Annotated in this window: 11 protein-coding genes and 1 pseudogene; 4 read left to right on the forward strand and 8 right to left on the reverse strand. The window is 63.0% G+C overall.

Going from position 1 to position 13,089, the window contains the following annotated elements; translation table 11 throughout:
- Positions 1-697 precede the first annotated feature (697 nt).
- Genes LDO29_RS00885 through LDO29_RS00895 form a run of 3 tightly spaced genes read left to right on the forward strand, consistent with a single transcriptional unit; the run spans position 698 to position 4,263 of the window.
- A complete protein-coding gene (locus LDO29_RS00885; protein WP_224077911.1) occupies positions 698-1,966 on the forward strand; it encodes a glycosyltransferase family 87 protein in 1,269 nt (422 codons plus the stop codon).
- A gap of 1 nt (position 1,967) precedes the next feature.
- Entirely contained in the window at positions 1,968-3,206 is a 1,239-nt protein-coding gene (locus LDO29_RS00890; protein ID WP_224077912.1) for a glycosyltransferase family 87 protein, read from the forward strand.
- Positions 3,207-3,249: 43 nt separating this feature from the next.
- Positions 3,250-4,263 carry a glycosyltransferase family 2 protein gene (locus LDO29_RS00895; protein ID WP_224077913.1) on the forward strand — a complete coding sequence of 338 codons (1,014 nt, stop codon included), beginning with the start codon at positions 3,250-3,252 and terminating at the stop codon, positions 4,261-4,263.
- 5 nt (positions 4,264-4,268) lie between these two features.
- Here LDO29_RS00895 and LDO29_RS00900 read toward each other — a convergent pair whose 3' ends face one another.
- From LDO29_RS00900 to hemL, 8 genes and pseudogenes are all read right to left on the reverse strand, one after another.
- The gene (locus tag LDO29_RS00900; protein ID WP_224077914.1) at positions 4,269-5,513 is read right to left on the reverse strand and encodes a glycosyltransferase family 87 protein; all 1,245 of its coding nucleotides are present in this window, start codon (positions 5,511-5,513) and stop codon (positions 4,269-4,271) included.
- Positions 5,514-5,556: 43 nt separating this feature from the next.
- Positions 5,557-6,003 (reverse strand): GtrA family protein, encoded by a 447-nt coding sequence (locus LDO29_RS00905; RefSeq protein WP_224077915.1) that lies wholly within the window; start codon positions 6,001-6,003, stop codon positions 5,557-5,559.
- 34 nt (positions 6,004-6,037) lie between these two features.
- Positions 6,038-7,414, reverse strand: coding sequence for a sigma-54 dependent transcriptional regulator (locus LDO29_RS00910; RefSeq protein ID WP_224077916.1), 1,377 nt, complete (start codon positions 7,412-7,414; stop codon positions 6,038-6,040).
- Positions 7,415-8,623: 1,209 nt separating this feature from the next.
- Positions 8,624-8,983 (reverse strand): annotated as a pseudogene (locus tag LDO29_RS00915) (LysR substrate-binding domain-containing protein); the annotation flags it as partial.
- Positions 8,984-8,991: 8 nt separating this feature from the next.
- Positions 8,992-9,495 (reverse strand): TPM domain-containing protein, encoded by a 504-nt coding sequence (locus LDO29_RS00920; protein WP_224077917.1) that lies wholly within the window; start codon positions 9,493-9,495, stop codon positions 8,992-8,994.
- A 12-nt stretch (positions 9,496-9,507) separates the two neighbouring features.
- Positions 9,508-10,359 carry a TPM domain-containing protein gene (locus LDO29_RS00925; RefSeq protein WP_224077918.1) on the reverse strand — a complete coding sequence of 284 codons (852 nt, stop codon included), beginning with the start codon at positions 10,357-10,359 and terminating at the stop codon, positions 9,508-9,510.
- Positions 10,360-10,387: 28 nt separating this feature from the next.
- The gene (locus LDO29_RS00930; protein ID WP_224077919.1) at positions 10,388-11,014 is read right to left on the reverse strand and encodes a LemA family protein; all 627 of its coding nucleotides are present in this window, start codon (positions 11,012-11,014) and stop codon (positions 10,388-10,390) included.
- Between the two features lie 78 nt (positions 11,015-11,092).
- On the reverse strand, positions 11,093-12,382 hold the full coding sequence (hemL, locus tag LDO29_RS00935; RefSeq protein WP_224077920.1) for a glutamate-1-semialdehyde 2,1-aminomutase: 1,290 nt from the start codon (positions 12,380-12,382) through the stop codon (positions 11,093-11,095).
- A gap of 234 nt (positions 12,383-12,616) precedes the next feature.
- Between hemL and LDO29_RS00940 the strand changes: the two genes are divergently transcribed.
- Positions 12,617-12,787, forward strand: coding sequence for a rubredoxin (locus tag LDO29_RS00940; RefSeq protein WP_011298773.1), 171 nt, complete (start codon positions 12,617-12,619; stop codon positions 12,785-12,787).
- The last annotated feature ends 302 nt before the right edge of the window (positions 12,788-13,089 follow it).

Genomic DNA, 13,089 nt, shown 5'->3' on the forward strand with positions numbered 1-13,089 from the left:
GCGGCTTTCCTGGCTACGGCGCCGCATGCCTGGCATAGGCAAACTGCGGGCCAGCCATGCTGGAGTCCTTGTGGCTCAAGGCTTTTCGGGAAGTTCGTGCCTCGGGCGGAGTAGGGTGCCGGCCTGAAAGCGGGGTTCTGGCCCTCCGTCGTTGCCAGCCGGAAACGCGCGCCGCGCAAGCAATTTCGGATGACGAGACTTATGGATGAGGGCGGGTTCAAATGGCCGCAGTGCGCAATCGTGCAGTGCAGATGAGCTTCTCATCCAAAGGCATGAGGCGGCCACGACGATCTGGTGCTCCTTGTACCTCGATTGGGTTGTCAATGGCGATGCGCAGTGGTGTGCCGGTTGATACTGACCAACAGATGGACGAGTTGGTCAGTCGCCGGTCTCATGTTTCCGAATAGAAACGCTCCGGCTTACGGGCTTTGTCCCAGAGCACACGCCCGGGCATTGCGACAACCTGGAATTCCTTGTGTGCAAGCACCTTTCGCGAAGCAAGGGTGGCGTGATTCAGGATGGAAACGCGGGCGGTCGTGGCCGAGCATCATGGTGCCGTCGCATGCATGCCGGCGGAAAGCGCGCCTTGCGTTAACGACCCGGCGCAACAAGACTAAGCCAAGACTAGGCACTCAAGGTGCCGAAGAAATTTGCGGGGCTGCACGCTTGCGCACACACAATGAAACGGGGAATTCTCATGAATCAGGAATCCGTGTCACTGAGCGCGGAAAGGCATGATGAGAAGGCACGTCGTGCATGGCTCGACTTGGATCGCGTGCGGGTCTACAGCGGTGTCGTGCTGACCCTGTTCGGTCTATTGATGGCGACATGGGCCTGGTACAGCAATGGCTTCACTGATGGCAACGTCAGCAGGCCAGGTACAGACTTTTCCGTGTTCTGGAGTGCATCGTACCTGGCGCTGACAGAGGTGCCGGTGCATGCCTACGATGTTGCCAGGCACCTCGAAGTCGTGTCGGCATATGGGACGCTGCAGCACGGTAGCAACATCGTACTGCCATGGCTGTACCCGCCGACTTTCTTGCTGATGGTCTTGCCGCTCGCCTTGTTTCCGCTGGCACTCAGCTATCTGCTGTTCATGGTCGGGAGTTGCTACGTTTACCTGCGCGCCATTGGCTGCCTGCTAGGGGCGGGGTCCGTGATGCGCCGCGGCCTGTGGCTGCCGATCCTTGGTTCTCCCGCAGTCATTATCTCGGCCATCCTGGGGCAGAACTCGATGTTGACGGCTGCCTTGGCCGCGGGCGCGGCTTGCCTGCTTGGCAGGCGACCGGTGGCTTCCGGCGTACTGATCGGCTTGCTTGCCATCAAGCCGCAGCTCGCTTTGCTGATGCCAGTAGCGCTAATTGCCGGGCGACACGTAGGGGCGCTGCTTAGCGCAGTTGCAACGGCAGCGATATTCGTAGCCGCCAGCCTAGCGGTATGCGGCTGGGAGACGATCCCGGCGTTCATGCAAAGCGTGGACTGGGCCCGGCAGAACCTCGTGGAAGGCCCCCTACATGGCTGGTATGGCATGCCGTCTGTCCTGGCGGCTGCACAGCTGGCAGGGTTGGACGCAGCCCCCGCCTATGCTGTTCAGGGCACGGCTGCCTTAGCGGCGGCGGCGTCAGTAGCCTATGTCTGGTCCCACACACGCGAGGTGCCGTTACGTGCGGCGGTATTGGCTGCGGGGGCGCTGCTTGCCACGCCGTATGTCCGCCACTATGAGCTTACCTGGATGGGGATATCCATGGCCGGCCTGGTTGGCGATGGCATCCGCCATGGTTTGTCGGGTCGGGAACGGGCATTGCTAGTCGTGGCATGGCTTCTGCCACTGTTCGAGCACGCCAATCCGCTGATGGGTATGCCGCAGATCGGTCCTGTAGTCTCGGCGCTGCTAATGATCGTGTCGGTGAGGCGAACGATGGCACGGATCGGGTTTCCCGTCGTGCCTGTGGGGCCGAGTACGTAATATGGCCACCATACAGGTTGATGCACGCCAGCCGCGGTACGTTCCGCCAGATGCTCACTGGCTGGACATCGGCCGCCTGCGACTCTACTCATACACGGCGCTGGCGTGCTATGTGCTGTACTTTGGCATCTGGACGTTCCGCGCATGCGTATTGAAGGTGCCGGGCGTGTTCGCGCCGGGCGGGGACTTCGTGGCGTTCTGGAGTGCGGCCAAGGTGGCGTTGTCCAGCGGGGCTGCAGCATCCTACGATTTCGAGTCGCTCCGACAGGTGGAACTGGCAGCAGTGCCAGGACTTGCCATAGGTGACGGCGTGCTGCCCTGGCTGTATCCGCCTACATTCCTGCTGGTAGTGCTGCCATTCGGGCTGTTGCCTTACAGCCTGGCCACAATGACTTTCCTGGCGGGGGGCGTAGGCTGCTATGTCTGGGCGGCATGCCGTACGCTGCCGTGGCGAAGTGCCTGGATTGCGGCACCAGCATTCCCCTGTGTCGCCGTGGTGCTGACAACGGGTCAGAATGCGTTATGGCTGGCTGGTTGTGCAGGGCTGGGGCTTACCTGCCTGCGTTCGCGCCCCTGGCTGGCGGGCATGCTAATGGGGCTGGTGACAGTGAAGCCACATCTTGCACTGATGTTACCGGTGGCGCTGATTTGCGCCCGTGCTTGGCGCGCCCTCTGGGCCATGATTGCCACTTCGCTGGCGCTGATAGTGGTATCACTGCTCGTTTTCGGCGCCGAGACCTTCACAGCGTTTTTGCGCAATGCAGGCATGGCTCTTGAATCGGTGGAGCAGGGCTCCATGCTGCTTGTGCGTATGCCTACCGTGTTCGCCGCCGTGAAGATGATATCGGGTGGTGTGGCATTGCCCTACACGATGCACGGCATCGTGGCGGCGGCGGCGCTGGCTTCGGTGGTCTACGCCTGGTCGCGGCCCTGTAGCTTTGCGCTGCGCGCCGCTGTGCTCGCTTCCGCCGGCTTGCTGGCGCCGGCCTATCTGTATGACTACGATCTCGCGTTTCTCGGCCTTGCCATCGCCTGGCTGGGTGTCCATGGTCACAGCGCTGGGTGGCTGCGGGGCGAGCGGGAACTGCTGGTGCTGCTGTGGCTGTTGCCGCTATGGGGTCTGCTAATGGGCGCATGGATCAAATTTCAGCCGATGCCGCTCGGCTTGATGCTCGCGGTGGCCCTTGGCGTCTGGCGGATTCGGATGGAGAGGACGGGCAAGGCATTGATCAATGCCTGATGACGGAGAGCGCAGCCTCGCGTACGGGGGAAGGAAACAGATCATGGCTGACTATGACGAGACCCAACTATTATCGCTGGTGGTGCCCTTCTATAACGAGGGCGACGCTCTGCATGCTTTTTTTGCGCGTGTGATGCCGATCCTGGAGTCGATTCCTGCCGCTCGCTTCGAGATTGTCTGCATCAATGACGGCAGCGCGGACGACACGCTTTCCAAGCTTGTCGGCATAGCGCGGCGCGATGGGCGCGTACGTGTAATTGACCTGACACGCAACTTTGGCAAGGAAGCAGCACTGACCGCCGGCATCGACGAGGCATTCGGCGATGCCGTGATCCCCATCGATGCTGACCTGCAGGACCCGCCGGAACTTATACCTACGTTGGTGGAAAAGTGGCGGCAGGGTGCCGAAGTGGTACTGGCACAGCGCGCCAGCCGGGCTAGCGACTCTCGCCTCAAGCGCGTGACGGCAGCCGCTTACTATCGTGTGCACAACTGCTTGTCGGATCTGAAGATCCCTGAGAACGTGGGCGACTTCCGGCTGATGGACCGCGTTGTGGTGAACGCGCTAAAGCAACTGCCCGAGCGGCATCGCTTCATGAAAGGGCTTTTCGCGTGGGTGGGCTTCAGCACAGAGATCGTCCAGTATGAGAGAGAGCCCCGCAGCGCCGGCGAATCCAAGTTCTCGGGCTGGCGGCTGTGGAATCTGGCGTTGGAGGGTATCACCAGCTTCAGCACGTTGCCGCTGCGCAGCTGGACGTACTTAGGTTGTTTTATCGCCATGCTGGCATTTTGCTACGGCGTGTATATCGTCGTGCGCACGATAATCCTTGGTGTCGACGTTCCAGGCTACGCCTCGGTGCTTTCGCTGCTTCTGTTTTTTGGTGGCGTGCAGCTGATCGGGCTGGGGGTGGTGGGCGAGTACATTGGCCGCATCTATGACGAGTCCAAGGGCCGCCCGATCTACCTGGTGAAGCGGCGCTATCAAGAACGTCGCCCGCAGCGGGGGGTGGCGGGCAACGGTCGAATTATTTCTTTGGTTGCGGGCAAGCGCAATTGAGGTTGTCAGGCCGGACCCGGTACGGGCCGGGGTTCGAGGCGCGCCTTACGATGTCGGCGGGCGATAATGGCAAGCAATCCAAAAAGCACCAGTGGCGCTACTTGGGACATGGAAAGCGTTAACACCACAAGCAAGCCATGTGCCGGAACCAACCAGGCAAGAGCTACGGTAAGCTTTTCCAATCGCGTGCTGCCATAGCGTGCCATGTCGGCTGACAATAGCGCAATCGGAATCGCCAGCCATGTCAAGTCGTAGTAAATGACGTATGGTTGGACGATTAGGGTGCCTACGACGAGCGCCGAGGCACTGAGGGTCAGGCGCGGCCTGGTTGACCACAGCCATGCGCATACGCCTGCGGCGCTTGCTGCGACTACGGCATGAACTGTATAGGATAGCCAAAGACCTGCGCCGGACGTCCGGAGCACTGCGAACACCGTCGGCGCGCCTCGCAACGCATAGTCACCATGTTCTGCTACGGCCGTACGAAACATGGCCATGCTTCGAGCGAAAGCGGGGAAGACTTCGAAACCGAAGGCCAGTGCAGTTAGTGCAACGAACATTGCAACGAACCCTGCAGCGCTGATGATTACTCCCCAACGTCGCTCGCAAAGCAACATAAGCGGAAACAGCACGCCGAGTTGGGGCTTAATGCAGAGCAGCGCAATGCAAGCTCCAGACCCTATCGCATTGCGACGCATCAGCAGCAGCGCAGCACCGCATGCCGAAGCAGTGAATAACGAGTTTTGTCCCGCAATAAGTGCTGCCCAGATGCCTGGGAATGCCAGAGCTGGAATGAGCCAGTTGTGTCGAAGCCCGCCGATTGCTGCCCGCACGATACTTAGATAGAGCGCGACACCGATGGCCGATACCAGAAGCAGTGCCACTCCAAAAGACAACGTAGCGATTGGGTAGATCAGCAAGAGGTAGGTTGGCGGGTAGGCGAACGGACCAAATATGTTACGGAGGATTGGTGCTTCCGCAGCGCGGAGCAGATCCCAGTCATAGGCGGCCACAGCACCGTGTGACTGAGCTAGGCTGGAAGCGCTCCAAAAGACGGCGAAATCCCAGCCCATTGTGGGTGTCGTGGAGTTTTTCTGCATCCAATGGAAGTACCACCAAAGTCCCGTGAGCATGCATTCGATGACCAGCACGGCAGCGGAATACAAGTGAATGCGGTCAGCCGTAAGCCATCCCTGAGCCGGAGCAGTTTTGCCGGAGTACTCAGTCGGCCTCTCGGTCGCAACAGTCATGGCTTTACCTCCGAAGGTCGATCACGTGGGCGGTATAAAGCTCTTATTTATACGTCCACGATCGGTGCAGCACGAAAGTAACAGCCGGCACCACCGATAGAATGGCGGCGAGTCCGGCCCAGTAGTTCGCGCCTAGGGCTTGCATGCTCGCGGAAATACCGAGCGTCAGCATCAATCCCAACATCGATACTGCGAGAAAGCGCAGGTAGCTATTCCGCCCAGGCGTGGCGCCAAAGCTCCACAGCGTATTCAGCAGGTACGAACTGATATTAGCAGTGACAAACGCCACGCCATTAGCGCTGACCTGCGTGGCATGGAGTAGGTAGATCAGCGGCGTGGCGACGGCCACATGGATGCCAGTCGCGATGATGCCCGACACGCCGAAGCGGAATAGTCTGGCAAGCGCCTGCCTGCCGGGCAGACGCTGCCGGATGGAGAGGCGGCAAGATCCGCCCGTTGCGTTATCAGCGCGGGAATCAGCGTGCAGCATGGCGGCACTTTAACGCGGCTGGTGGCGGACGGCCCTAGCCTTGCACACAAACCAACCCCAAATCCCCCTTCTTAACCTGCAGCTTGTAATCCCGCATCAACCTGAACAACGTCACCCGCGAAATCCCAAGTTCCGCCGCCACATCGATCAGCCGCTCATGATTCCGCTGAAGCGCCTCCACGATCGCGTTCTGCTCGGCCGCCTCACGGATAGCGGCCAGCGTCATCGGCCGCTCCTCCACCGGCGCAGCCAACTCCAGGTCCTCCGGCTGTATCACCCCATCCTCGCACATCGCCGCCGCATGCCGAATTCGGTTGATCAGCTCGCGCACGTTGCCGGGCCAAACGTGTTGCTGGATGGCGCGCAGCGCGGTTGGCGAGAAGCCGCGGATGCGGTTCGGCGACTGCTTGCGCACGCTGGCGAGTACATGCTCGGCGAGCAGCATGAGGTCGCTGCCGCGTTCGCGTAGCGGTGGCTGGCGTACGCGCAGCACGCACAGGCGGTGGTACAGGTCGCCGCGGAATCGTTCGGCCGCGATGGCCGCTTCCAGGTCGACGTGAGTGGCCGAGACGATGCGTACGTCCACCTCGATGGATTCGGTGCCGCCCAGACGTTCGATGCGGCCGGTTTCCAGGAAGCGCAGCAGGCTGGTCTGGCTTTCCAACGGCATGTCGCCGATTTCGTCGAGGAACAGCGTACCGCCTTGTGCCATCTCGATGCGCCCGAGCTTGCGCTTGGCTGCGCCGGTGAACGCGCCACGCTCATAGCCAAATAGTTCGGACATCAGCAGCGTTGGCGGAATGGCGGCGCAGTTGACGGCGACGAAGGGTTTCTGCGCGCGTTCGCTGGCGCGGTGAATGGCCTGTGCCGCCAGTTCCTTGCCGGTGCCCGATTCGCCCGAGATCAGCACGGGGGTGTCCCAGAGGGAGACCTTCTCGATGCCGCGGAACAGTGCCTGCATGGCCGGGCAGTTGCCGATCATGCCGTCCGGCCGTGCGCTGTTCGCCGTCTCGCGCTGCGCTGCGGGCCGCATCTGCGCCATGCCTTGTGCGTGGCCGAGCGAGTGCGCCAGCTGCGCCAGTTCGAACGGAGCCGTGTAGTAGTCGACGAAGTAGAGGCCGAGCAGGCGGCGTGTCGCATCGCTGAGCGCATCACGGCTGGCGACGATGCCAATCCAGCTCAGCAGCGGATGGGCCAGCCAGGGCTCGAAGGATTCCAGGTCGGAGTCGCTGAACCCGCTGTGAACGTCGAGCAGCGCAGCACAGGGCTGTGGGCTGTGCGCGAGCGCTTCGAGGTCTTGCAGGTTCGACGCAAAGCTGATCTTCCAGCCGCGTTGCGAAAGGGCCCTGCACAGTGTGGCGTCGTGATGCTGCGACAGGTAGAGCAGCGGACGATTGGCGTAAGCGCTCATACGATTTCCCCGGATTTTTTTGCTTTTTGACGAAACCGGTGCCAGCGGTTGCCGGACACCGGATTCGGTGGCCCTCAGGCCCGCACAGGCCGCGCATTGATATGGCTCCGGCCAGGCGTATTTCCCGAATTCTGTTTTTTCCAAGCCTGCCGTGCAGGCCGTGGCTTGTACCCCTTGTGATGCCGGCGCGCCGGCATCCCGCTATGTTCGCGGTCCCCATCGCCGCCATGGTTATGGTTATCCATGGCTGGCCGAGATTTCCAGGTTGCACGGGCCGCCCGCGCTGGCGCGGCCCGTGGTTTCCTGAAAGACCTCACCTGTTCTTCCCGGCCGCCACCGCAACGGTATGCGCCGGTGCGAGCCAATCCCTGCAGCGCGGCCCTACGCCTACAGCACCAGCCCGAGTCCCGCCCTGGGGTGCGGGGTCGTTCTGAAACTGACCTCTGGCGAACGTTTGCCAGTGTGTTGCCGCTTCGGTCTCAGATATCCCCCAATCCGGGCTTTGTGTTCGCGTGGACATATTCGCGATGACCATGCCAGATCCTGACATCTCTTTGAAAATAAGGGGGAAATGCGGATTGGGTGCGAATCGCAGGTGTTTGGGTGCGTCGAAACGTTGCATTTCTGTTACTGCCAGCGCGGCGGCGCAAATTCCGGAGTGACCGAGTGGCAGTGCAAACAACACTCATACTCATTTTCCTGTGGCCAGGGAGGCATTTTTGCCATGGATGTCCATCCGAAAGAGGGGATGCACAGTTCGAAACGCTCAGGTGCCACGACCCCGGTTCTGCACGCGATAGGGGTCCTCAAAATGGTTTCACTTCCGTTACAAGGAGTGGAAGCGATTACACGCCGGGGCCGAATCGACTACGGTGTCATCCCTAAGCCTTATCGGTGGTGGGGAGCTTCAGTCAGGCTGGGACGGGCAGATACGTGGCGCGATGACAGGCCTTCGCATGAGGCGTGCCATGAGCGGCCCATCCAATTCTCATCTTTACGGATGGGGGGAGACAGAAATTGCACGGTAGTTGGCATTACGTGCCAAATGGTTGCATCCGTGAAACTCGGTCGATATTGGAGAGGGGCGGATCCGGAGTGCGGCACGGTGGCGACGGTCTGCGCAGAGCGTCATCCCACTGATTTTGTTGGTGCAGATGAAAATGATTCGTATTGCCTACATCGGACCTCAAAACAATTTCAAGGGTGATACACCCCGGCGTCCTGGAAGATTGGGCCGCGCTCGGGGTCGGCGCACGGAAGGCCGGCGGCCTCCCGCCAGTCGCGCCAGGGCCGCAGCGCAAAGCGCAGCATCGGCATGCGCGGCAAGTCGGCCAGTGTGAGGCCCGGGTAGCGCGCCAGCAGCGCCGGGCTGGCCACCGCGATGACGTGGTCTTCGGTCAGGTTGTGGCACTCGAAGCCGGGCAGGTCGATGCGCTGGTGCCAGATGCCGACGTCGACGCTGTACGGGGGCGGCGTGATCTCGGCATACAGGCGCAGGTGCCGGTCCAGCGACGGTAGCAGGGCATGCAGGCTGGGCAGGCGGCGAATCAGCCAGGCGTTGGCCAGGTCGGGCTGACTCAGAGCACAATCGGCCGATCATCCAGTTCATTCGGATTGCGCCCATCCCCCGCCGGAAAATGCGTGGCCAGCAGATCATGGATTTGCCCCACGGCCTTCAGCACCGGCCTGACCGACAAATCCTTGGCCAGTCCCACCGCCAATTCATCGCATACCGCGCGCCATGTCTTCGCCCCCACGCGCGCATCGATACCCCGGTCGGCCAGCAACTCCACCGCATGGTCAGCCAGGTTGATATAAAGCAGCACGCCGGTGTGCTCTTCGGTATTCCACACCTCCAGCGCGCCAAACAGCGCCCGAGCCCGCGCCCGCGGCGTGGTTCCGGCCCAGGCATGGCCGACCGGCAGGCTGGCCTCGATGACCACGCGGATCTCGCCCCGGTGGCGTGATTCTCCTGTGTGGACGGCATCATGCAGTTGCTGTTGCGCCTCGGCGGGGAAATGGCGGCGGGCGGTGCCGGGGGTAGTGCCGAGGTGGCGCAGGGCGCGTCGCAGCGATGGCATGGTACGGTCTCCTTACCAGTTGCCGGAGGCGCCGCCGCCGTCGAAGCCACCACCGCCTCCGCCGCTGAAGCCGCCCGAGTCGCCGCCACCGAAATCACCACCGCCGCCGAAGCCGCCGCGGCGGCCCCAGTCGCTGCCCATGCCGTAGCCGCCCAGTCCCCCGAGTCCGCCGGCGATTACGTCACGGCCGCGCGGCGTGGTGACGATCTGTGGTCCGCGGCGACGCGTGGCGGCTGTCAGGAAGAAGAACAGGATGATGGCCAGCGGGAACAGCACCGGCAGCCAGTCAGACCAGAACGATTGCTCTTGCTTGCGCGGCTGCGGGCCGGCCAGTCCTTCCTTGTCGATGGTGGCCTGGATCGCGGAGATACCGGCCGCCAGTCCGCCGTAGAAGTCGTTCTGGCGAAAATGCGGCGCCATGACGTCCTGCAGGATGCGCTTGGACATGGCGTCTGTGAGCGATCCCTGCACGCCGCGTCCGACTTCGAGCCGCATCTTGCGCAGGCCGGGCGGGTTGTCCTTGGCAATCAGCACGATCACGCCGTCGTCGATGCCCTTGCGGCCGGCGCGCCAGGCGTCGGCCACGCGGATGCTGTAGGCATCGATGGTCTCGGGCTCGGTGGTCGGCAGCATCAGCACGAAGATCTGGCTGCCGCGCTGCTGCTCGTACTCGGCCAGCACGTTCTCCAGCGCAGTGCGCTGGGTGGCGGAAAGTGTATTGGTGAGGTCAGTGACGCGCTGGGTCAGCGGCGGCACCGGTACAAAACCGTCATTAGCCGCCAGGGCCGGCATCGCCAGCACGCTGGCCAGCCAGAGGATGGCGGCCAGCCAGCGGCGCCAGGAACGGAAGACGGGCAAGTCCATCAAGGTGCCCACGATGCGTGCCTTGCTGTCAGAACTTCACGGCAGGGGGCGTGGAGATGGCCTTCTCGTTTTCTACAGCGAAGGAAGGCTTGACCTCGTACTTGAATACCATGGCCGTGAGGTTGGTGGGGAAGCTGCGCGCGAGCACGTTGTAGTCGCGCACGGCGGCAATGTAGCGCTGGCGCGCTACGGTGATGCGGTTCTCCGTGCCTTCAAGCTGCGATTGCAGGTCGCGGAACGAGGCATCGGCCTTGAGCTGCGGGTAGTTCTCGGACACCGCCAGCAGGCGCGACAGCGCGCCGGACAGCTCGCCCTGTGCCTGCTGGAAGCGCTTGAACGCTTCCGGGTCGTTCAGGGTCTCCGGCGATACCTGGATGCTGGTGGCGGCGGCGCGTGCCTTGGTCACGGCCTCGAGCGTTTCACGCTCGTGCGAGGCGTAGCCCTTGACCGTGTTGACCAGGTTGGGAATCAGGTCGGCGCGCCGCTGGTACTGGTTGATGACCTCGCCCCAGGCTGCCTTGACCGCTTCGTCCTTGACCTGGAAGTCGTTGTAGCCGCAGGCCGACAGCAGGCTGGCCAGGCAGGCCAGCAACAGCCAGCGGAACCAGCCGGCGGAACGGGACAAGGTTGAGGACAGGGGCAGTGAGGCGCGCATCGTGGGCTCCCGGTTTGAGACGAATCTCAAGTGTAGCGCACGGCGCGTTATGGCCGGCGGCTGCCCCGGCCCCTGCCGTCAGGCAGCGAAGGTCTTGCGCGCGGCGTCCAGCGTGGCTTGCAGGATGGCGTCGTCATGGCAGGCCGAGACGAAGCCCGCCTCGAAGGCCGAAGGCGCCAGGTACACGCCGTTGTCGAGCATCGCGTGGAAGAAGCGGTTGAAGCGCGCGGTATCGCTCTTCGTGACTTCGGCGAAGCTGCCCGGCACGCCGTCGCGGAAATAGATGCCGAACATGCCGCCAATCGCATCGGCGGCAAACGGCACGCCGGCGGCGCGGGCGGCTTCGCTCAGGCCATCGGCCAGCTTGCGGGTTTGCGCGGTGAGCTTGTCGTAGAAGCCCGGTGCCTGGATCAGCCGCAGCGTGGTCAGGCCGGCGGCCACCGCCAGCGGGTTGCCCGACAGTGTGCCGGCCTGGTACACGCCGCCCAGCGGCGCCAGCTTCGCCATGATGTCGCGCCGGCCGCCAAAGGCCGCCGCCGGCATGCCGCCGCCGATGACCTTGCCCAGGCAGGTCATGTCCGGGGTGATGCCGTAGTGGGCCTGGGCGCCGCCCAGCGCCACGCGGAAGCCGGTCATGACTTCGTCGAAGATCAGCACGGCGCCGTCGCGCGTGCACAGTTCGCGCATGGCCTTCAGGAAGGCATCGCTCGCGCGCACCAGGTTCATGTTGCCGGCGACCGGCTCGACGATCACGGCGGCGATTTCACCCGCGTGTTTCGCGAACGCCTGTTCGAGCTGTTCGACATTGTTGTACTCGAGCACCATGGTGTGGCGCGTCACGTCGGCGGGCACGCCGGCCGAGGACGGCGCGTTCTGCGTGGTGTCGGCAAAGGTCAGCAGACCCGAGCCGGCCTTGACCAGCAGGCTGTCGGCGTGGCCGTGGTAGCAGCCTTCGAACTTGATGATCAGGTCGCGGCCGGTGAATCCGCGCGCCAGGCGCAGCGCGCTCATGGTGGCTTCGGTGCCGGAGGAGACCAGCCGCACCTGTTCGATGGACGGCACCAGCTTGCAGATTTCTTCGGCCATCTCGATCTCGGCTTCGGTCGGTGCGCCGAACGAGAAGCTGTGCGCGGCGGTTTCCTGTACCGCGCGCACCACGTCGGGGTGCGCATGGCCGACGATCATCGGCCCCCAGGAGCCGATGTAGTCGATATAGCGCTGGCCGTCGGCATCCCACATATAGGCGCCTTCGGCGCGCGTGATGAAGCGCGGCGTGCCGCCCACCGAGCGGAAGGCCCGCACGGGCGAATTGACGCCGCCGGGGATGGTTTGCTGGGCACGGTCGAAGAGCTGCTGGTTACGGGACATGGTCTGCCTGGGTCGAAAACTCTGGAAACGCGTTCAAGCGGGCGCGAACTGGCGTCAAAGGGTGGGCAAAGCGGTGCAAAGTGGTGGAGTAGCGCGGCTTTTGTCCTGTATTTGTACGCTAACGTGCGCGAACACGGCGGATTTGGCACGATTCTGGCTAACGCGGCTGGCGCCGTCGGCGCCGATTCGGTACCATCTGCGCTGAATTTTAATGGAGAGCGACCAGAGCCTGTTATGGAATACAAGACTTGGATGTGCCTGATCTGCGGCTGGATCTACGACGAAGCCACCGGCGCGCCGGAAGACGGCATTGCCCCGGGCACCAAATGGGAAGACGTGCCCATCAACTGGACCTGCCCGGAGTGCGGGGCCCGCAAGGAAGATTTCGAGATGGTGGCGATCTGACGCCATCGCTTGCCAGCGCGGGCGTCGCGGCACCGCTGCGTCGCGCCGACGCGACAATTCGCCGGGCCAGGCCGGACGCTCCGGATTGACGGCCCTCCGGCGTCTTGTCACACTCTGTCGCAAAATGATTCTCCGTCCATCCCGCCGTCCGGGGGGGGCGCAGGGCGGAAAGGCAGGTGCGGGTTCCACGTGCCGCCTCTGGCCGGTCATCTGACCGGTCTTTGCAGGGAAGATAAATCGGGGTTCCGTCGGGGCGGCTGGCCAGGCCAGGCTGCTTCGCGCGGGTGTTCTCAAGAGATTGC

The organism is Cupriavidus laharis, assembly GCF_914271435.1.
Lineage (GTDB): Bacteria > Pseudomonadota > Gammaproteobacteria > Burkholderiales > Burkholderiaceae > Cupriavidus > Cupriavidus laharis.